Annotated in this window: 20 protein-coding genes; 5 read left to right on the forward strand and 15 right to left on the reverse strand. The window is 49.7% G+C overall.

Annotation, left to right across the window (positions count from 1 at the left end):
* Positions 1 to 51: 51 nt before the first annotated feature.
* The 6 genes from ispH to HBM92_RS20400 all read right to left on the reverse strand — a co-directional run bounded on the left by ispH (position 52) and on the right by HBM92_RS20400 (position 6,098).
* Positions 52 to 1,002 (reverse strand): 4-hydroxy-3-methylbut-2-enyl diphosphate reductase, encoded by a 951-nt coding sequence (gene ispH / locus HBM92_RS20375; protein ID WP_001166395.1) that lies wholly within the window; start codon positions 1,000 to 1,002, stop codon positions 52 to 54.
* 1 nt (position 1,003) lies between these two features.
* A complete protein-coding gene (gene fkpB, locus HBM92_RS20380) occupies positions 1,004 to 1,453 on the reverse strand; it encodes an FKBP-type peptidyl-prolyl cis-trans isomerase (protein WP_000004655.1) in 450 nt (149 codons plus the stop codon).
* 124 nt (positions 1,454 to 1,577) lie between these two features.
* Positions 1,578 to 2,072, reverse strand: a complete 495-nt coding sequence (gene lspA, locus HBM92_RS20385; RefSeq protein WP_000083369.1) for a signal peptidase II — start codon at positions 2,070 to 2,072, stop codon at positions 1,578 to 1,580.
* Complete coding sequence (gene ileS / locus HBM92_RS20390) at positions 2,072 to 4,888, reverse strand: isoleucine--tRNA ligase (protein ID WP_001286823.1); 2,817 nt, start codon at positions 4,886 to 4,888, stop codon at positions 2,072 to 2,074. The genes lspA and ileS overlap by 1 nt, the downstream gene beginning before the upstream one ends.
* Positions 4,889 to 4,930: 42 nt before the next feature.
* Positions 4,931 to 5,872, reverse strand: coding sequence for a bifunctional riboflavin kinase/FAD synthetase (ribF, locus tag HBM92_RS20395; protein WP_000767329.1), 942 nt, complete (start codon positions 5,870 to 5,872; stop codon positions 4,931 to 4,933).
* Between the two features lie 7 nt (positions 5,873 to 5,879).
* The gene (locus HBM92_RS20400; protein ID WP_001332590.1) at positions 5,880 to 6,098 is read right to left on the reverse strand and encodes a DUF2575 family protein; all 219 of its coding nucleotides are present in this window, start codon (positions 6,096 to 6,098) and stop codon (positions 5,880 to 5,882) included.
* Between the two features lie 102 nt (positions 6,099 to 6,200).
* On the opposite strand from HBM92_RS20400, the gene rpsT reads away from it, so the two are divergent.
* A complete protein-coding gene (rpsT, locus tag HBM92_RS20405) occupies positions 6,201 to 6,464 on the forward strand; it encodes a 30S ribosomal protein S20 (protein WP_001274021.1) in 264 nt (87 codons plus the stop codon).
* A gap of 95 nt (positions 6,465 to 6,559) precedes the next feature.
* On the opposite strand, the gene nhaR is transcribed toward rpsT, so the two are convergent.
* The 5 genes from nhaR to HBM92_RS20430 form a co-directional block, all read right to left on the reverse strand.
* The gene (gene nhaR, locus HBM92_RS20410; RefSeq protein WP_000062878.1) at positions 6,560 to 7,465 is read right to left on the reverse strand and encodes a transcriptional activator NhaR; all 906 of its coding nucleotides are present in this window, start codon (positions 7,463 to 7,465) and stop codon (positions 6,560 to 6,562) included.
* A 59-nt stretch (positions 7,466 to 7,524) separates the two neighbouring features.
* Entirely contained in the window at positions 7,525 to 8,691 is a 1,167-nt protein-coding gene (nhaA, locus tag HBM92_RS20415; RefSeq protein WP_000681386.1) for a Na+/H+ antiporter NhaA, read from the reverse strand.
* A 234-nt stretch (positions 8,692 to 8,925) separates the two neighbouring features.
* Complete coding sequence (locus tag HBM92_RS20420; protein ID WP_000494928.1) at positions 8,926 to 10,185, reverse strand: hypothetical protein; 1,260 nt, start codon at positions 10,183 to 10,185, stop codon at positions 8,926 to 8,928.
* A 128-nt stretch (positions 10,186 to 10,313) separates the two neighbouring features.
* Positions 10,314 to 11,807, reverse strand: a complete 1,494-nt coding sequence (locus HBM92_RS20425) for a sulfatase (RefSeq protein WP_001443162.1) — start codon at positions 11,805 to 11,807, stop codon at positions 10,314 to 10,316.
* Between the two features lie 19 nt (positions 11,808 to 11,826).
* The gene (locus HBM92_RS20430) at positions 11,827 to 12,588 is read right to left on the reverse strand and encodes an outer membrane protein OmpK (RefSeq protein WP_001274832.1); all 762 of its coding nucleotides are present in this window, start codon (positions 12,586 to 12,588) and stop codon (positions 11,827 to 11,829) included.
* A gap of 614 nt (positions 12,589 to 13,202) precedes the next feature.
* Between HBM92_RS20430 and mokC the strand changes: the two genes are divergently transcribed.
* Positions 13,203 to 13,355 (forward strand): type I toxin-antitoxin system toxin MokC, encoded by a 153-nt coding sequence (gene mokC / locus HBM92_RS20435; RefSeq protein ID WP_000809168.1) that lies wholly within the window; start codon positions 13,203 to 13,205, stop codon positions 13,353 to 13,355.
* Positions 13,356 to 13,459: 104 nt separating this feature from the next.
* Here the strand turns inward: mokC and dnaJ are convergent, their stop codons facing one another.
* Together dnaJ and dnaK are read right to left on the reverse strand one after the other, a co-directional pair.
* Positions 13,460 to 14,590 (reverse strand): molecular chaperone DnaJ, encoded by a 1,131-nt coding sequence (dnaJ, locus tag HBM92_RS20440; RefSeq protein WP_001118465.1) that lies wholly within the window; start codon positions 14,588 to 14,590, stop codon positions 13,460 to 13,462.
* Positions 14,591 to 14,678: 88 nt separating this feature from the next.
* Positions 14,679 to 16,595 (reverse strand): molecular chaperone DnaK, encoded by a 1,917-nt coding sequence (gene dnaK / locus HBM92_RS20445; protein ID WP_000516135.1) that lies wholly within the window; start codon positions 16,593 to 16,595, stop codon positions 14,679 to 14,681.
* A 371-nt stretch (positions 16,596 to 16,966) separates the two neighbouring features.
* On the opposite strand from dnaK, the gene HBM92_RS20450 reads away from it, so the two are divergent.
* The 3 genes from HBM92_RS20450 to satP all read left to right on the forward strand — a co-directional run bounded on the left by HBM92_RS20450 (position 16,967) and on the right by satP (position 18,825).
* The gene (locus HBM92_RS20450) at positions 16,967 to 17,371 is read left to right on the forward strand and encodes a DUF2541 family protein (RefSeq protein WP_000843687.1); all 405 of its coding nucleotides are present in this window, start codon (positions 16,967 to 16,969) and stop codon (positions 17,369 to 17,371) included.
* Between the two features lie 25 nt (positions 17,372 to 17,396).
* Positions 17,397 to 18,110: an acidic protein MsyB gene (gene msyB / locus HBM92_RS20455; protein WP_001102391.1), complete on the forward strand. Its 714-nt coding sequence runs from the start codon at positions 17,397 to 17,399 to the stop codon at positions 18,108 to 18,110.
* A 148-nt stretch (positions 18,111 to 18,258) separates the two neighbouring features.
* Positions 18,259 to 18,825: an acetate uptake transporter gene (gene satP / locus HBM92_RS20460; RefSeq protein ID WP_000528533.1), complete on the forward strand. Its 567-nt coding sequence runs from the start codon at positions 18,259 to 18,261 to the stop codon at positions 18,823 to 18,825.
* A 204-nt stretch (positions 18,826 to 19,029) separates the two neighbouring features.
* Here satP and mog read toward each other — a convergent pair whose 3' ends face one another.
* Entirely contained in the window at positions 19,030 to 19,617 is a 588-nt protein-coding gene (gene mog, locus HBM92_RS20465) for a molybdopterin adenylyltransferase (protein ID WP_001094685.1), read from the reverse strand.
* Positions 19,618 to 19,731: 114 nt separating this feature from the next.
* Entirely contained in the window at positions 19,732 to 20,685 is a 954-nt protein-coding gene (gene tal / locus HBM92_RS20470) for a transaldolase (RefSeq protein ID WP_000130187.1), read from the reverse strand.
* Positions 20,686 to 20,826: the final 141 nt, after the last annotated feature.

Here is a 20,826-nt window from a genome sequence, read left to right on the forward strand (position 1 = left end):
AAATGCCGGTAACAAGACCGGCATTTTCGCATAACTTAGGCTGCTAATGACTTAATCGACTTCACGAATATCGACACGCAGCTCTTTCGGCACTTCGAAAACAATGTTTTCTTCACGGCCTTCCAGCGGAATGGCTTCACCACCGCCCAGCTGCTGCAAACGTGCCACCACATTCTGCACCAGAATATCCGGAGCCGATGCGCCCGCAGTCACGCCGACGCATTTAACCTCTTTCACCCACTCTTCCTGGATATCTTTCGCATCGTCAATCAAAAACGCGCGTTTGCCCATGCGCTGGGCCAGTTCCGCCAGACGGTTGGAGTTGGAGGAGTTTTTCGAACCGACCACCAGCACCACTTCCGCCTGCTCTGCCAGGGCACGTACCGCTTCCTGACGGTTAGTCGTGGCGTAGCAGATGTCATCTTTGCGCGGACCGACAATTTTCGGGAAGCGTTTACGCAGCGCGTCGATCACATCAGACGTGTCATCCACCGACAGCGTGGTCTGGGTCATAAAGGAGAGCTTCTCTTCGTTTTTGACCGTCAGTTTCCACACATCGTCTGGCGATTCGACCAGATACATTCCCCCTTCCGGGTTGCTGTACTGGCCCATCGTCCCTTCCACTTCCGGGTGCCCGGCGTGACCGATGAGAATAGATTCTTCACCACGACGGCTGGCGCGGGCGACTTCCATATGCACTTTGGTCACCAGCGGACAGGTGGCATCAAACACCGTCAAATCGCGGCTTTTTGCTTCGTTACGTACCGCCTGAGAAACACCGTGTGCGGAGAAAATCAGGATCGCGCCGTCCGGTACTTCGCTAATCTGCTCAATAAAGATAGCCCCACGCTCACGCAAGCTATCGACCACATAGCGGTTATGTACCACTTCGTGACGGACATATATCGGTGCGCCGTAAATGGCCAGCGCGTTTTCAACAATGCTGATAGCGCGGTCTACCCCGGCACAAAAACCACGCGGGTTGGCCAACAGGATCTGCATGTTACGCCTCCAGTGCCGGATCGATTTCCAGCACTTCAATATCAAAATGAACGGTCTGCCCGGCCAGCGGATGGTTGAAATCAACGGTAATGGAGTCGCCGTTAATTTCGCGGATCACGCCAGGCATCTCACTGCCATCCATTGCGGTAAAAAGCATGATTGCGCCAATTTCTGGCTCGCCTGCATCCATAAATTCACGGCGGGAGAAGTACTGAATCAGGTCCGGTGACGGCACGCCAAACGCCGCATCTGGCTCCAACGAGAAGGTGGTTTTATCGCCCACTTTCAGCCCCAACAGGTGTTGCTCCAGCCCTTCAGAAAGAGAAGCATCACCCAGGCGGAACAGCGCCGGTTTACCGTTGTTGCGGGTAGACTCGGCGGTGGTGCCATCGTCGAGTTTTAGCGTGAAGTGCACCAGGACGGCGCTATTGCTCTGTACAGATTCAGACATGCAGGTTTGCTCTTATATTTGAGGATTTTTGCCGGATGCGGCGTAAACGCCTTATCCGGCCTACGATTTCGCAGCAATCTGTAGGCCGGATAAGATGCGTCAGCATCGCATCCGGCAGGGTTTATTATTGTTTTTTCGCTTTAGAAGGTAAAAACCCTTCCAGCACGATCAACGCCGCACCGACACAAATGGCAGTATCGGCAAGGTTGAAGGTGGCGAAGTGCCAGTCGCCGACGTAGAAGTCGATCATATCGACAACGAAGCCGTGCCACAGGCGGTCGAACAGGTTGCCCAGCGCGCCGCCAATAATCAGCGCATAAGCGATATTGTTTAGCTTCTGCGTGGCCTTCGAGCGATACATCATCACTGCCAGGATCACGCTAATACCAATCGCAATACCGGCAAAGAACCAACGCTGCCAGCCGCCGCTATCGGCAAGGAAACTAAACGCTGCGCCATAGTTACGCGCATAATGCAGATTAAGCGACGGGAACAGCGGGACCGTATCCCCCAGAGCAAAGTTCTGGAGGATCAGGTATTTGCTGCCCAGATCGATAATCAGCACGACTACCACCAGCCACAGCCAGCGTAGCCCTGTTGAACAGATCGATTGACTCATCAGGCAAACTTACGTTTTTCACCGTCACCGGCGACGTTGCTGACACAGCGGCCGCAGATTTCTGCGTGTTCCGCCACCTTGCCGACATCCTGGGTGTAGTGCCAGCAGCGAGGGCACTTCTCACCTTCGGCTTTACTCAACGCGACTTTCAGCCCTTTGAGGACTTCGCTCTGCTGGGCGTCAGCAGGTGCGTCGTTATAGTCTGCAACGGTAGCGCCGGAGGTCAACAGGACAAATCGTAATTCATCGCCCAGCGCGGTCAGTTTCGCCGCCAGTTCCGGTTCTGCATACAAGGTTACTGCCGCTTCCAGCGAGCCGCCCACTTTCTTATCGGCACGCGCTTGCTCAATGACTTTGTTCACTTCGCCACGCACTTTCAACAGCTCGTCCCAGAACGCATCGTTCATTGCTTCACTGTCTGCCAGACCAAACAGGCCTTCGTACCACTCGCCGGTGAAGACGTATTTTTCACGTTCGCCCGGCAGGTAACCCCACACTTCATCAGCGGTGAAGGAGAGGATTGGTGCCATCCAGCGAACCAGCGCTTCTGCGATGTGATACAGCGCAGTCTGGCAGCTACGACGCGCCACGCTGTCCGCTTTGGCGGTATACTGACGGTCTTTGATGATGTCGAGGTAGAAGGAACCCATCTCAACGGAGCAGAAGCGCATCAGACGCTGTACCACTTCGTGGAAATCGTATGCTTCGTACGCCTTGAGGATGTCTTCCTGTGCCGCTTTCGCACAACCTACGGCCCAGCGATCCAGTACCACCATCTCTTCCGGTTTCACCATATCTTTTGCCGGATCAAAACCGTTCAGGTTTGCCAGCAGGAAGCGCGCGGTGTTACGGATACGACGATAGCTGTCGGCAGCACGTTTCAGGATCTCGTCAGAAACGGCCATTTCACCGGTGTAGTCAGTTGATGCCACCCACAGACGCAGAATATCCGCGCCCAGTTTGTTCATCACATCCTGCGGCGAAACGGTGTTGCCGATGGATTTAGACATCTTGCGGCCCTGACCATCCACGGTAAAGCCGTGGGTCAGTACCTGACGATACGGTGCTTTGCCCTTCATCGCGGTAGAGATCATCAGAGAGGACATGAACCAGCCACGGTGCTGGTCAGAACCTTCCAGATACATGTCCGCTGCGTGACCGGCAAATTCCGGACGCACGTCAACAACGGAAGAGTGGGTAGATCCGGAGTCAAACCATACATCCAGCGTATCCGGCACTTTCACGTACTGATCAGCTTCGTCGCCGAGGATCTCTTTCGCATCGAGATCCCACCACGCCTGAATGCCGTCAACTTCAACGCGTTTTGCCACTTCTTCCATCAGTTCGAGAGTACGCGGATGCAGTTCTTCTGTGTCTTTGTGCACGAACAGTGACATCGGCACGCCCCAGGTACGCTGACGAGAGATACACCAGTCAGGACGGTTAGCAACCATCGACTCGATACGCGCCTGGCCCCAGTCAGGGATCCACTGCACGCCTTTGATCTCTTTCAGTGACTGCGCACGCAGACCTTTCTGATCCATGCTGACGAACCACTGCGGCGTCGCGCGGAAGATGATCGGCGTTTTATGACGCCAGCAGCACGGATAGCTGTGTTGCATTTTCTCAACGTGCAACAGTGCGCCTTTTTCCTGCAACAACGCAATGACAATATCGTTCGCTTTGAAGACGTTAACGCCATCCAGAGTCGGGTAAGTACCCGGCAGATAAGTGCCGTCCGGGCCAACCGGGTTAGCGGTTTCCAGACCATATTTTTGACCGATCACATAGTCGTCCGGACCGTGGCCTGGCGCGGTATGAACGGCACCGGTACCGGCATCCAGCGTAACGTGGTCGCCGAGAATTGCCGGAACATCGAAGTCCATAAACGGATGGGTAAAGCGCAACAGTTCCAGCTCGGCACCTTTCACCGTGCCAAGAATGGTGTAATCGCTAACGCCGATACGCTGCATTACGCTTTCAACCAGATCTTTCGCGAGGATCACGGCCTGACCGTCGATTTGCACCAGCGCATAATCAAAATCAGGTGCAATGGAGATTGCGCGGTTAGCAGGCAGCGTCCACGGCGTGGTGGTCCAGATAACCAGCGAAATTGGGCCGTTAACATTGCTTACGCCAAATTTCGTTTTCAGCGCATCCTGATCGACCGCCTGGAAAGCGACGTCGATGGACGGAGAAGTTTTGTCGTAATACTCAACTTCCGCTTCTGCCAGTGCAGAACGGCAGTCAACGCACCAGTGCACCGGCTTCGCGCCTTTGTGCAGGTGACCGTTGCCGATGATTTTGCCCAGCGCGCGGATGATGTTGGCTTCAGTTTTGAAGTCCATGGTCAGGTACGGGTGCGACCAGTCGCCCAGCACGCCCAGACGGATAAAGTCTTTGCGCTGACCGTCAACCTGGGTCGCAGCGTATTCGCGGCACTTGGCGCGGAACTCAGCGGCGGTGAATTTCTCCCCCGGCTTACCGTATTCTTGCTCTACTTTCAGTTCGATTGGCAGACCATGACAGTCCCAGCCAGGCACATACGGCGAGTCATATCCAGAAAGCCCTTTGGACTTAATGATAATGTCTTTCAGAATCTTGTTAACCGAGTGACCAATATGAATGCTGCCATTCGCATAAGGAGGGCCATCATGCAGAATGAAGGTTTTTTTGCCTTTTTTAGCTGCACGAATGATGCCGTACAGATCATCATCAGTCCAACGCGCCAGCATTCCCGGTTCGCGCTTGGCGAGATCGCCACGCATCGGGAACCCTGTTTCCGGCAAATTCAGGGTTGATTTATAGTCACTCATCAGATTCTCGGTTCCGTATTTCGGTTTGATTACATAACAGGCTTAAGCCGGTTTTGTTAGCCCAAAAAATTCGCGGGCGGTTAATTCATCACGCGCAATCTGCGCTTTCAGTTCGTCCAGCGATGCAAATCGCTGCTCATTGCGTATTTTTTTACGCAGCACTACTTGTATATGGCGACCATAAAGGTCCATTGCAACATCTAACAAATGCACTTCCAGTTGCTGGCGAATACCGGCAACCGTTGGGCGTGTTCCGATGTTTGCAACGCCGGGTAACGGCTTTTCGCCAAGGCCCAACACTTCTACCGCATAAACCCCTTTCACCGGGGAAACCTGACGGCGTAGCGGTACATTCGCCGTCGGGAAACCTATAGTGCGCCCTAATTCATCACCGTGGACTACACGCCCGGAGATAGCAAACGGGTGCCCCAGTAAACTTTCTGCCAGAGCCAGATTGTCATCCGCAAGCGCCTGACGCACGGCGGTGCTGCTGATACGCACGCCACCTTCGCAAAAAGTTTGCGTGCTGGTGATATCGAAGCCGTATTCCATGCCCGCTTTCTGTAATAACAAGAAATCGCCTTCACGACCAGCGCCAAAGCGGAAATCGTCACCTACGGCAAGAAATTTTACCCGCAAGTGCTTCACCAGAAGATCACTGATGAAGTTTTGCGCGGTTAACGCCGCAAAACGCCTGTCAAAACGCACGCACAGCACGTAATCAACGCCACACTCTGCAAGATAACGCAGTTTTTCCCGCAGCCGGGTGAGCCGTGCCGGGGCTTTATCAGTAGCAAACAGTTCCAGTGGTTGAGGTTCAAAAAGCATCACCATCACCGGTAAGTTGCGCTTGCGCCCTTCTTCCTGCAAGCCCTGTAACAGCGCGCGATGACCGCGATGCACGCCGTCGAAATTACCAATAGTCAGCACACACCCTTCTTGCGGGGCCTGGCTGAGATTATGTATGCCGCGTATCAGCTTCATGTCTGGCTCAAAACAGTGAAAATCGTCCGAGTATACCTTGTACAGCGGTTAAGGTTAACCGGCGATTGAGTACCGGAATCAGAAAGAAGTGGCTTTTCATTGCCATGGCGCAAATCATGGGAAGAAACTGACCGCCTGCTGCAATTTTTCTCGCGGAAAAGCTGTATTCACACCCCGCAAGCTGGTAGAATCCTGCGCCATCACTACGTAACGAGTGCCGGCACATTAACGGCGCTTATTTGCACAAATCCATTGACAAAAGAAGGCTAAAAGGGCATATTCCTCGGCCTTTGAATTGTCCATATAGAACACATTTGGGAGTTGGACCTTGGCTAATATCAAATCAGCTAAGAAGCGCGCCATTCAGTCTGAAAAGGCTCGTAAGCACAACGCAAGCCGTCGCTCTATGATGCGTACTTTCATCAAGAAAGTATACGCAGCTATCGAAGCTGGCGACAAAGCTGCTGCACAGAAAGCATTTAACGAAATGCAACCAATCGTGGACCGTCAGGCTGCTAAAGGTCTGATCCACAAAAACAAAGCTGCACGTCATAAGGCTAACCTGACTGCACAGATCAACAAACTGGCTTAATTGCCTGTTGTTGTCAGCTTTGTAAAAAAACCCGCTCTGGCGGGTTTTTTTATATCCATCTGCAGGCCAAAATTCGGCCTGCAAAGTACAAATGTTTATTTTGAAGCTGGAGTAAACAGCGCAGAATAGTCTGTATTGCAGATACGCTGTACTGCAGGGTGCTGAATCATCCTTTCGGCAAAAATCGCGTGGTACTCTTCCATCACGTTCTCAACACGGCCTATCTCCACAACCGAGTCATCGTTATAGAAATCATTAGCGTAAAGCGAAGGTGCAACGAAAATAGCGTTATGCGTCGCCCCAAAGGCTTTCATCAACGCAGCATCATCAAACTCACCCAAAATTTCGACGTTCAAGCCCTGGGAGTTAAACCAGTTTAATAGCTTACGCCCCAACATTGAGCGACGCCCCGGAATAAGTAAACGACGCTCTTCAAGACAGGCAGGAAACGGCTTTTCTGGTAGTGGGTTAGTGCACCAGAAACTGACACCACATTCGCCAATTTTCATGGAAAACAGCCCTTCCTGCTGAGTGGAATCGATCGGACAGTCAGAGATGATCATATCCAGTTTATGCTGACTCAACTGCTCTAAAAGCATCTCGTGCGTCGATTCGAAACAGCGTAGATGGATCTGCTCGTCTTCCACAACTGCGGCATCCAGAACACTGCTGACCAGACGTTTGGAAAGTGCATCTGCCACACCAACATCAAACAATAAGTTGGACTCTTTGCGATAGTTGACGATATCCAGCATTTCCTGGCTTAAGGTGAACATTTTATCGGCATAGCGATAGACCAGTTCCCCCAGTTCGCTGGGTTCCAGACCACGTCCTTTACGCTTAAATAGTTTCCCTTGCAGGCGCTCTTCCAGCGCCCGGATCTGCCCGGTAATGGTTTGTGGTGTTAAATAAAGCGCCTCCGCTGCGCCAACCACAGAACCTTCTTTGTAGACATGCCAGAAGTAATACAAGTGGTTGTAATTGATATGAGACATGCTCATTTCTCTCCCTGATAACAATGAAAAGGGAGCCGTTTATGGCTCCCCAGTACATCGTCCTGTCAAACTGATGGACGTAAACGAACGCGTAACCAGCTATATCCAATTACCGCCGAAGAAATTGAACCGACAAGGATACCTAATTTTGCCCAGTTAATCAGTTCTGGATCTACGCTACCAAATGCCAGGCTGGCAATAAAGATAGACATAGTAAAACCGATACCGCACAGGATACCAACCGCCATAATTTGCTGGTAAGTCGTTCCCTCTGGCAGATGTGCCAATTTCAAACGCAGCGCCAACCAGCAGAACAGACTAATACCCAGTGGCTTGCCAATCAGCAAACCAGCGATGATCCCTAATGGCAGGATGGAGGTCAAACCTTCCAGCGTGACACCTTGCAGTGAAACGCCAGCATTAGCAAATGCAAACAGCGGCAAAATCAGATACGCCACCCATGGATGCAAAACATGCTCCAGACGTTTAGCCGGAGAGCGCCCATGCTTCTCTTTCAAAGGAATAAAGAAGCCGACAATGACGCCAGCCAGGGTTGCGTGAACCCCCGATTTCAACACCGCTGTCCACAGCACCACGCCAACCAGAATATAAACGCCCGTGCGGCGTACACCACACAGATTCAATACCACGAGTACCGCAATTGCTACAGCCGCGACGCCAAGAGAGGCCATCGATAAGTCATTAGTGTAGAACAATGCGATGATAATGATGGCCCCAAGATCGTCGATAATAGCCAGAGCCATCAAAAAGATCTTCAGCGCTAACGGAACACGACTTCCCAACAGCGCCAACACACCAAGTGCAAAGGCAATGTCAGTCGCCGCCGGGATTGCCCAGCCTTCGCGGGTAATCGGATCGGCATAGTTAAAAGCCAGATAGAGCAATGCCGGGACAATCATCCCGCCGATTGCGGCAATAACAGGAAATGCCGCCTGGCGCAGACTGGCCAGCGAACCTTGCATCAGCTCGCGTTTAACTTCCAGACCAACCAACAGGAAAAATACCGCCATCAGAGCGTCATTGATCCATAGCAGCATGTTCTTGTTGATCTCAAGTGTCCCAACCCGGAGCTGAACCGGCGTCTCAAGAAAGTCGTGATACCATCCACTGGTTGCACCGCTGTTGGCCATAATCATCGCTAATACAGCGGCAATAATGAGAATAATGCCTCCCGAGGCATCACTGCTAAAGAATCGATGCAGATGTTTCACTTTTTATTTCTCTTCAGGTGAATAGATCGTTTTCACGATTTTACCCCGCACGAATCATCGTTAAAATCAGATTATAGTGTAGGAATAGCTCGCTTTTTACGATCTATTAAAAGAATTGCGCCATCAGCGAGAGATGAGTTTTTGATGCCCGAAAGCGGCGGCTGATGACCTTAAACCCCATTAATCATAGTCTAATGTCAAGATTTCTGAAGAAATTATTCGGAAAAGTAATAATTAAATTGTTCCATGCTCTAGTTTTTTATTCCACAGATGTTTGAGGATATCTAATGTAGAAACGACATTCGCAGGAGACATTCGGTTCAATGATATAAGGAAAGGATGGTTCTCCACAAAGTGGATAAAACGCGTCGCACTGTTCAATGTTGCATGCCGCATCTCGCGGACTTTCTTACTGCCAGTGAGATTGCATACAGCCATTGAATAATTGCGGTTAGAAAATGCACGCCAGACATTATTTCGTACCCCACCACTAAGGAATAATCGCGGTGGAAAATCAATGGTGGCGGGTGCCACACCGCGCTCTTTGACAAAGGAAATATGGCAGCGACCTTGATGAATATGCTGCAAATTAGCCATCAGGCAGCCGCCCAATATAAAGCATTCGTGATCAAGGTAATGCTGAACGTTGTTGGAATGCTCATCGGTCAGTATTCTGACCAGTTCAAAATGACGATATGCCGGAAGAACCGGTTTTACCAACATTCCCGGATCGTTTTGATGTAAAACTGCCGGGCCGTAATCAATATCAAACAAGGTATCCCGCCGCATAGTAAGTAACTCTTTGCGCTGGACATGATGTGCCAGCGTCCCTGGAGACATACGCTCTTCATAGTTCGATGTGTATTGATAATGTTGCTCTACGGCAGATGGGGAGTAATTGGTTGAGATAGCAACCACCCTGCCGCTTTGTTCTTCTGCGGTAACAAGAGCATAAAGAGAGTTATTGCTACCATTATACTTGACGCGAAAAGCGCGGGTACTCAGGGTAATATCAGAAGCTGGGAAACACTGTCGACTTTCTTTATAGTTTGCTTCACGCGCTAATTTTAACAGTTCACGGCTAAGTCCAGTGCTGTTAAGAAGTAATGACTTTCTGATATCCGCAAGTGCCTCCCCTTGCTCAATCATCAATGCTAACTGGGCTCCTCGTGGTGTGGTAATTACGTGTTCCAGAGTGATAAATGTTTTCTCACAATGATGGCAATACATTCTTCTCTGGCCTTGTGCAGAATATCCATATTTTTTGAGGGACGTGCCTCCGCAAGTTGAACATTGGCAAATCAAACCTCTCCAGGAGTGATTCACAATATTACGATAAATATTAAGCGACTGTTCAGATATCACTGGAAACAAGTAACCACATTCACGGCATAAAATATTTTTACCCTGTGCGACATAATCCTGGCTATTCAGCAACCCCAAGTTTTTACATCCTGGTGTTTTGCAACAATCAACATTTACGTTGGTAAACATATCCACTCCCTGCGAATAGCCGTATCTTGATATTGTTCAACGCGAAAAGAACCTGATTCAATGCGTAGCACTGAATCAGGCGGGCATAGCCCTAAATGGCATACATTACATTTATTATGATTATCAGGTTAGCCCCAGGTCACCGCTTCTGGTTTATCACCTCTGGCTTTCATTAGAGAATCATTATCAATATCAGTTTTATATTTTAAAAACTTACCATACATCTGTTTTTCAATATCTGGTTTTTTACCGATCAGATTAAGTGTTTCATAACGATCAGATTTCAGATTGTAGAGATATTTCGGTTTATTATTGCGATCGATAATCATCTTCCAGTCACCATCACGGATCGCCCATTCATCGGTTGGATCATCCTGGAATGGCATATCAATCCCGAAAATTAATGGCTTTTCGCGTTTCAATGCTTTTTGCTCAAGAACAGGAACCAGCGATTCACCATCGAAAGTACGGTCTGTAGGTAATTTGAAGTTCATCATTTTCGCTAAAGTAGGCATCCAGTCCAGACCATAAACGGGTGTATCTGAAACCATTCCCTGTGGTAGATGTTTACCATATTTAATAATGGCTGGAACACGAATTCCGCCTTCCCAAAGGTTATCCTTGCGACCGCGTAATCCATCCGTTTCCCCTGCCAAATTCAGCTCATACACTTTGCGCGCTTCACGCGTTACCGGACCGTTATCACTGGTAAAAATAACGATTGTGTTATCTTCTTCACCCATCGCTTTGATTTTATCCAGCACTTTTCCAACCTGTGCATCCAGATAGCTGATATTGGCATAATATTCCCCCACACCACGCCAGGGTTTGTCTGCCCAGTCGCCATAAAATAAATCAGGATGCTGCTTCTGATACGCGCTCATATATTGTGAGTACATGTCGAGGTATTTTTTGGGCGAAGCCAGGGGGCTATGCACTTCGGTAAAAGCAACATAGAGGAAGAAAGGCTTGCTGTCCTTTTTGTTATCCAGCCAGTTGACGACTTCCGAACTGACATACTCACCGCTCATTTTATCGGCTCGTGGAGTGGGTTGCCCATTACGTAGCCAGCCTGTCGGGTAAACCATGCCATAACGCGGGCGTTCTTTAGCGTTATCCAGCGTGGCGTCGGTAACAAAGCCCGCCGTATTAGCCAGTGAGTAATCAAAGCCCATATCTTGTGCTTGTGGCTGATCGGTGCGATCGCCGCCTGCATTCAGATGCAGCTTACCCATCATTGCCGTGTCGTACCCTTGCGCTTTGAGTAGATTAGCAATCGTGAGTTCGTTACGCCCTAAGGCAACATCTTTGCCTGAAGGAATCCATGAGCGAATTCCAGTACGAAATGGCATCCGGCCGGTTAATAGCCCTGCGCGTGAAGGTGAACTTAAAGGAGCGGGGGCATAGTAGTCAGTAAATTTGACCCCTTCCTGGGCAAGCCTGTCGATATTAGGTGTTTTAACGATCTGATGACCATATGTTGCTAAATCGCCATAACCTAAATCATCCGCCATAATAATGACTAAATTAGGTTGTTTAGCCTCTGCGGCTAAGGCAGGACTAAAAGCATTCCCTGTGCAAACTGCAAGGCCGATCAAACTGGCCATTAACGTTTTCTGCATAATTATTCCCTGATAAAAATTAGAAATCATAACCAAGCATATAAATCATTTGATCGCCAAAGCCATCGTAGCCCAGCTTATTATCGAAATAACGCCACGTCACACTTGCTTTCCAGCGAGGATAGAACTTCCAGGCAATAGTTAAACCGCCATTTAACCCGTTCCGGCCAAATTGCTGCTCCGTGTAAGCATCGTTCCTGTCCAGTTCTATTTCATTCCAGTTAGATAAAACAAATTTTTCGTCAAATAACGTAAATGGTAATACTGCTGTCCAGCCAACAACATAACCATTCCAACCATTCGTTTGACCATATTTAGCTGATACGTAGTCACCAGATTGATTATGCAATCCAATATACGGTTTAAAAAAGCCCCACTCGCCGTTCCAGCCGAGGTAACCGAATCCATAAAACATGTCCAGATCGTCACCCCATGAGTTATCCCATTGGCCATAAATTTTGCCAAAGAATGTCATATCAGAGTCAAAGAGTCTGACATGCGTCATTGCTGAAACCGTATGATTTCTCCCTGCTACAGCATGATTGAGTACATTACTTTCATAAAATGAGTAAAATTCTGCTTCTTTAAAATTTACCCCAAAATCCGCAGTCACTTTCCATACTTCACCACGGTGAGTGTTTACAAATCCACTGTTCCAGTCTGCATAACCCGCATTTATTGAACCAAAGGTTCCTTTATATTCTAATGAAGAATATGCAGGAAAATGATAGATAGCTGTTATCAAGGTACACGCAATAAGAAGTCGTCTTTTGGCAGACATATAATATGTTCTCCATTCATTGTTTTTATGATTCCATAGGAATTAATACACCAGACAATTCATTTTTATTAAGAATGACCAGGCCAGTATATTTAAAGATGACTATCGAAGCGTGATGAAGATCGCAGATTACTTTTGCGAACGGGCGGAGGGATATCGTGTTTCAGAAAATGTGTCTGTTTTAAACATCACCCTTTGATTTATAGGCATTTTTCATGATGAACTTAGCATTAGCTGCTGAACGTATTTCTTTGTCTCTCTATAGTATTACAGTAACCTTTAATAATTAATTTCCTTTAGCCATTCACTTTTGATAGAGGAAAACACCTTTTTTTGTGAATCCCTGGATATATTTAAGTTAAATAAATTGATGTATTGAAATATTATTCCGCAAAAATGCGAGGCGTCTTCAGAAAAAGAATTGATAAAACAGAAGTGAATTAAAAGCGCAGTATAATAGCGGCGGGTGCTTGAGGCTGTCTGTCTCAGGCATTGGCTGAACGGCAGATAGAGAAAAGCCCCGAGTGATATTTTACCATCAACCCGAGGCCCCCTATATGCAGAACACATGTAGAGTGCCTCTTACTGACCGAAAGGTCAAGGAGAAGAGAGCAATGAAGCAGCATAAGGCGATGATTGTCGCCCTGATCGTCATCTGTATCACCGCCGTAGTGGCGGCGCTGGTAACGAGAAAAGACCTCTGTGAGGTTCACATCCGAACTGGCCAGACGGAGGTTGCTGTTTTCACGGCTTACGAATCCGAGTAAGAGCAACGGCGGGGAGTGATCCCCGCCACTTTACAGGTGCTCGCATATCTTCAACGCACCCTGGTTTTTACCCTGGCCTGCCCACGGGCAGGCTTTTGGGGAGGTTAGCGAGTCAGGTCGTCAAAAAACTTCTTCACGCCATCAAAGAAGCTCTTTGAACGCGGGCTGTTGTGCTCGCCGGTTGGGCCACCAAAGCTTTCTTGCAGCTCTTGCAGCAGCTGTTTCTGCTTCTCGTTCAAACCTACCGGTGTTTCGACAACAACGCGGCATAGCAAATCACCCTGTGCGCCACCGCGGACATACTTGACGCCTTTACCGCGCATACGGAACAGCTTACCGGTCTGGGTTTCGCCAGGCACTTTCAGTTTGACGCGACCATCAAGGGTCGGTACTTCGATTTCACCACCCAGCGCCGCCATAGCGAAGTTGATCGGGACTTCGCAATACAGGTTGTTGCCTTCACGCTCGAAAATCGGGTGCTGTTTAACCTGAACCTGAACGTACAGATCGCCTGCCGGTGCGCCGTGTTCACCCGCTTCACCTTCGCCCGCAAGACGGATGCGGTCTCCAGTGTCCACCCCTGCCGGGATTTTAACGGACAGCGTTTTGCTGCGCTCAACACGACCATGACCATGACATTTGTTGCACGGATCTTTGATCAGCGTACCGCGGCCCTGACAGTGTGGACAGGTCTGCTGCACGGCAAAGAAACCCTGGCGCATCTGCACCTGGCCAGAACCATGACAGGTCGGACAGGTCTGCGGCTGTGTACCTGGTTTTGCACCGCTACCGTGGCAAACGTCACACTCTTCCAGAGTCGGAATGCGGATCTCTTTGGTCACGCCACGTACAGCTTCTTCGAGGGTGAGCTCCATGTTATAGCGTAAATCAGCACCGCGCGCCGCACGTTGACGACCACGTCCGCCGCCAAAAATATCGCCGAAAACGTCACCAAAAATATCGCTGAAGTCTGCGCCGCCGCCAAAACCGCCGCCGCCCATGCCGCCTTGCTCAAACGCAGCATGACCATACTGATCGTATGCCGCACGTTTTTGCGAGTCGGTCAGAACTTCATAAGCTTCCTTGATCTCTTTAAATTTCGCCTCGGCCTCTTTGTCACCCTGGTTACGGTCCGGGTGGTATTTCATGGCCAGGCGTTTGTAGGCCTTTTTGATTTCACGCTCTTCCGCTGTTTTGGAAACGCCTAAAATCTCGTAATAATCTTGCTTAGCCATCTTTTTTGATTTGCCCCTAGATGAATGCACGGGCGGAGAGGAAATTCCCCTTCGCCCGTGTCAGTATAATTACCCGTTTATAGGGCGATTATTTTTTGTCTTTGACTTCTTCAAATTCAGCGTCGACAACATCGTCATCTTTCGCGTTGTTTGCAGAAGCATCAGCACCGGCAGTCTGCTGCTGGGCATGTTGCTGCTGGGCGATTTCCATCAGTTTCTGGGAAACCTGTGCCAGTTCCTGCATTTTCGCTTCGATAGCGGCTTTGTCTTCACCTTTCAGAGCAGTTTCCAGTGCAGTCAGCGCAGACTCGATAGCAGTTTTGTCGTCAGCCGGCAGTTTGTCGCCTGCTTCTTCAACCTGCTTACGGGTGCTGTGCAGCAGATGGTCGCCCTGGTTGCGAGTCTGTACCAGCTCTTCAAACTTACGGTCAGCTTCGGCGTTAGCTTCTGCGTCGCGTACCATTTTCTGGATTTCATCTTCGTTCAGACCAGAAGAAGCCTTGATAGTGATCTTCTGCTCTTTACCGCTGTTTTTGTCTTTCGCGGAAACGTGCAGGATACCGTCAGCATCGATATCGAAGGTAACTTCGATCTGCGGCATGCCGCGCGGTGCCGGGTTGATACCATCCAGGTTGAACTGACCCAGAGATTTGTTATCAGCCGCACGTTTACGTTCACCCTGCAGCACATGGATGGTTACCGCAGACTGGTTGTCTTCAGCGGTAGAGAACACCTGGCTGTGCTTGGTCGGGATAGTGGTGTTTTTCGCGATCAGCGTGGTCATCACACCGCCCATGGTTTCGATACCCAGAGACAGCGGGGTAACGTCCAGCAGCAGTACGTCTTTTACGTCACCAGTCAGAACACCACCCTGAACAGCAGCACCGATGGCTACAGCTTCGTCCGGGTTAACATCTTTACGCGGCTCTTTACCAAAGAATTCAGCAACTTTCTTCTGAACCATTGGCATACGAGTCTGACCACCAACGAGGATAACGTCGTCGATATCAGATACGGACAGGCCAGCGTCCTGCAGTGCAACTTTCAGCGGCTCAATGGAACGGTTTACCAGATCTTCAACCAGGCTTTCCAGTTTCGCACGAGTCACTTTGATGTTCATGTGTTTCGGACCGGTCGCGTCTGCAGTGATGTACGGCAGGTTAACGTCGGTCTGCTGAGCGGAAGACAGTTCGATTTTCGCTTTTTCTGCCGCTTCTTTCAGGCGCTGCATTGCCAGCGGATCGTTGCGCAGGTCAATGCCCTGATCTTTCTTGAATTCTTCAACCAGATAGTTGATCAGACGACTGTCGAAGTCTTCACCACCCAGGTGGGTATCACCGTTGGTTGCCAGAACTTCGAAGGTTTTTTCGCCGTCAACTTCGTCGATTTCGATAATGGAAATATCGAAAGTACCACCACCCAGGTCATAAACCGCGATAGTACGGTTGCCAGTACCTTTGTCCAGACCGTAAGCCAGCGCAGCTGCGGTCGGTTCGTTGATGATACGTTTTACTTCCAGACCAGCGATACGGCCTGCGTCTTTGGTTGCCTGACGCTGAGCATCGTTAAAGTATGCCGGTACGGTAATAACAGCTTCAGTTACCGGTTCACCCAGGTAATCTTCAGCGGTTTTCTTCATTTTTTTCAGCACTTCTGCAGAGATCTGCGGCGGTGCCATTTTCTGGCCTTTAACTTCGACCCATGCGTCGCCGTTATCAGCAGCAATAATTTTGAACGGCATGATGGAAACATCACGCTGTACTTCTTCGTCCTGGAAGCGGCGGCCAATCAGGCGTTTAATCGCAAACAGGGTGTTTTGCGGGTTCGTCACTGCCTGACGTTTAGCCGGCTGACCAACCAGAGTTTCACCATCCTGGGTATAGGCAATGATAGAAGGCGTGGTGCGATCGCCTTCGGCGTTCTCCAGTACACGAGGAGTGGTGCCATCCATAATCGCTACACAAGAGTTGGTAGTACCCAGGTCGATACCAATTATTTTACCCATCTAAACGTCTCCACTATATATTCGGTCATCATGTGGTTGTGAGTCTGTAATAGGGGCGAAACGTCTGGTTTCAACTGCCCAATTTCATTTTTTTGCAGACTCACTCACTGCGGTTGACTACTAAATGGGGTCGTAACCCACGTCATCAAGGGGGAGATGCAAAAATTTTTTGTGCTTTTGCGCAGAAATTTCGCGATATGGCAGGACAAGACGTGAAACTGACAACAATTTTATTCATATAAAGAATGAATCGCAGCCAAGGCATTCATCAAAAAATTGTAATAAAAAGAAAATATTACGTACCTGAAACTTCTCTTTATCAGCAGTAAACTAGTTTCATCCCCTTACCCCTCCCCACCAAGAGAATCCTTATGAAATCCGTTATTACGATTTCCGCCAGCCTGGCGATTAGCCTGATGCTGTGCTGCACGGCGCAGGCAAACGACCATAAAATCCTCGGCGTCATTGCAATGCCGCGAAACGAAACCAACGATCTGGCGCTGAAACTTCCTGTTTGTCGCATTGTTAAACGCATACAACTCTCAGCCGACCATGGCGATTTGCAGTTAAGCGGTGCATCGATTTATTTCAAAGCCACCCGAAGCGCCAGTCAGACCCTGAATATTCCTTCAGAAATAAAAGAAGAGCAAACCACTGACTGGATCAACATTAACAGCGATAACGACAACAAACGCTGCGTCTCAAAAATCACCTTTTCCGGTCATACAGTGAACTCATCGGATATGGCCACGCTGAAAATTATCGGCGACGACTAACGCCAGAATATAGAAACCACAAAAAATGAATGTTAATTACCTGAATGATTCAGATCTGGATTTTCTCCAGCATTGTAGTGAGGAACAGTTGGCAAATTTCGCCCGGCTGCTCACCCATAATGAAAAAGGCAAAACTCGCCTCTCCAGCGTACTGATGCGCAACGAACTGTTTAAATCGATGGAAGGACATCCCGAGCGACACCGCCGCAACTGGCAGCTGATTGCCGGAGAATTTCAGCATTTTGGTGGCGATAGTATCGCCAACAAACTGCGCGGACACGGTAAATTGTATCGCGCCATTTTGCTCGATGTTTCAAAGCGATTGAAGCTGAAAGCCGACAAAGAGATGTCTACGTTTGAAATTGAGCAACAGTTACTGGAACAATTTCTGCGTAATACCTGGAAGAAAATGGACGAGGAACATAAGCAGGAGTTTCTGCACGCGGTCGATGCCAGGGTGAATGAGCTGGAAGAGCTGCTGCCGCTGCTGATGAAAGACAAATTATTGGCAAAAGGTGTGTCGCATTTGCTTTCCAGCCAATTGACCCGCATTTTACGCACCCACGCAGCAATGAGCGTGCTTGGGCATGGTTTGCTGCGCGGCGCGGGTCTGGGAGGCCCTGTGGGCGCAGCATTAAATGGGGTTAAAGCGGTCAGCGGCAGTGCCTATCGCGTGACAATTCCAGCCGTACTGCAAATCGCCTGCCTGCGCCGGATGGTTAGCGCCACTCAGGTCTGATACCGGAAACCGGGGAAAATTTTCATTTTCCCCTCAAAAGATCGTAGACACTGCCCCACTGGCTGATTATTATGCCGCGCCCTGAAAACACTACAGTTATTCAGGGAAATTATTTCACCATTCATTCGATGATGATTTTTGAGGAATTATGGGCAACACTAAGTTGGCTAATCCGGCACCGCTGGGCCTGATGGGCTTCGGCATGACCACCATTCTGCTTAACCTGCACAACGTGGGTTATTTTGCTCTGGACGGTATTATTCTTGCCATGGGCATTTTCTACGGCGGCATCGCGCAAATTTTTGCCGGTCTGCTGGAGTACAAAAAAGGCAACACTTTCGGTTTAACCGCATTCACCTCTTACGGTTCTTTCTGGCTGACGCTGGTTGCAATTCTGCTGATGCCGAAACTGGGGCTGACCGATGCGCCAAATGCACAGTTCCTTGGTGTCTACCTGGGTCTGTGGGGCATATTTACGCTGTTTATGTTCTTCGGCACGCTGAAAGGCGCACGCGTTCTGCAATTCGTTTTCTTTAGCCTGACCGTGCTGTTTGCCCTGCTGGCGATCGGTAACATTGCCGGTAACGCCGCGATCATCCACTTTGCCGGCTGGATTGGTCTTATCTGCGGTGCCAGTGCAATCTATCTGGCGATGGGTGAAGTGCTGAACGAGCAGTTTGGTCGCACCGTTCTGCCGATTGGTGAGTCTCACTAATTATTAAGCTCCCCCCGCTCGAAGGGATAAGATTGTTAACAACGTGCGCTTTGTTTATGCCGGATGCGGCGTGAACGCCTTATCCGGCCTACAAAATCGTGCAAATTCAATATATTGCAAGAAGATCGTAGGCCTGATAAGCGTAGCGCATCAGGCAGTTTTGCGTTTGTCATCAGTCTGATCCCCCCGCTTGGGGGGATTTTTTTATTCGCTAACTTCGCGTCTTGCACTCTTCGGTCTGAATGCTGCAACCACTTCCGGTGCCGTTTCAACGTATGGCCCTTCCAGCAACTGAATGCAGTACGGTACGCTGGCAAAAATACCGTGCACCACAACGTTACCCTCAGCGTCCTTCACACCTTCCAGCGTCTCTTTAATAGACTTCGGTTGACCGGGTAAGTTAAGGATCAGCGCCTGTTTGCGAATCACCCCCACCTGACGCGAAAGGATCGCAGTTGGTACAAAATGCAGGCTGATCTGGCGCATCTGTTCACCAAAGCCTGGCATCTCGCGGTCCGCTACTGCCAGCGTCGCATCGGGCGTTACGTCACGACGCGCCGGGCCAGTTCCGCCCGTGGTGAGCACCAGATGGCAACTCATTTCATCCACCAGCTCACACAACGTTTGCTCGATGATCGCCTGCTCATCGGGGATTAAGCGGGTTTCCAGTTCAAACGGCGTGGTTAGCGCCGATGTCAGCCATTCTTCCAGCGCAGGGATGCCTTTATCCTGATAAACGCCGCTGGATGCGCGATCAGAGATGGAAACTAAGCCAATACGTAAAGTATTCATCAAGATTTTTCCGTTTAAACAGTCTCGTTAAACAGAATGATACACTGCGAAGGGAGTGACAGACAGGTTTCAGAAGAGGTAGCGTGACCGACTTCCCGGTCACGCTAAGTATGATTACAGCAGATCGCCGATCATTTTTTCCAGTTTTTCCTGGTCAACAGCAAACTTACGGATACCTTCCGCCAGTTTATCTACTGCCATTGGATCCTGGTTGTGCTGCCACAGGAACTCGGACTCAGTGATACGCGCCGGACGCGCTTTCACTTCACCAGTGTAAGACAGTTTACGTTCGATAGCCCCTTCGCTCTCCGCCAGCTCTTTCAGCAGTGCCGGTGCGATGGTCAGACGGTCGCAGCCTGCCAGTTCCAGAATTTCGCCGATGTTACGGAAGCTTGCGCCCATAACCACGGTTTCATAACCATGCTCTTTGTAGTACTGGTAGATTTCAGATACAGAAACCACGCCCGGATCTTCTGCCGGAGCGTACTCTTTCTTATCGGTATTCGCTTTGTACCAGTCAAGAATACGGCCAACAAACGGCGAGATCAGGAACACGCCCGCTTCCGCACAAGCACGAGCCTGAGCGAAGGAGAACAGCAGGGTCAGGTTACAGTTGATGCCTTCTTTTTCCAGCTGTTCCGCAGCACGGATACCCTGCCAGGTAGAAGCCAGTTTGATCAGAATACGATCGTTGCTAATACCTGCATCGTTGTAGAGTTTGATCAGGCGTTTTGCTTTCGCAATTGACGCTTCGGTGTCATAGGAAAGACGCGCATCAACTTCAGTTGAGATACGGCCCGGAACCAGTTTCAGGATTTCCAGACCAATATTTACGGCCAGTTTGTCGGTCGCGTCCACGATCTGCTGCGCGCGATCGTTGCTCTGCTGTTTCGCCCAGGCGACAGCATCATCAATCAACTTACGGTATTCCGGAATCTGCGCTGCGTTAAGAATGAGAGAAGGGTTGGTTGTGGCATCCTGCGGTTGATACAGCTTCATTGCCGCGATGTCCCCAGTGTCGGCCACTACGGTGGTGTACTGACGAAGGGAGGTCAATTTGTCCGTCATGATAGTATTTCTCTTTAAACAGCTTGTTAGGGGGATGTAACCGGTCTGCCCTGATGATATCACGACGCAACGTCAGCGCAACCGCCGACAAGACGGTTATCGCCAGGCGAGACTGTTTCGGATTTCTGACACTGCGTTGAT

This window comes from Escherichia sp. E.sYA108 (assembly GCF_011754335.1).
Classification (GTDB): domain Bacteria; phylum Pseudomonadota; class Gammaproteobacteria; order Enterobacterales; family Enterobacteriaceae; genus Escherichia; species Escherichia coli.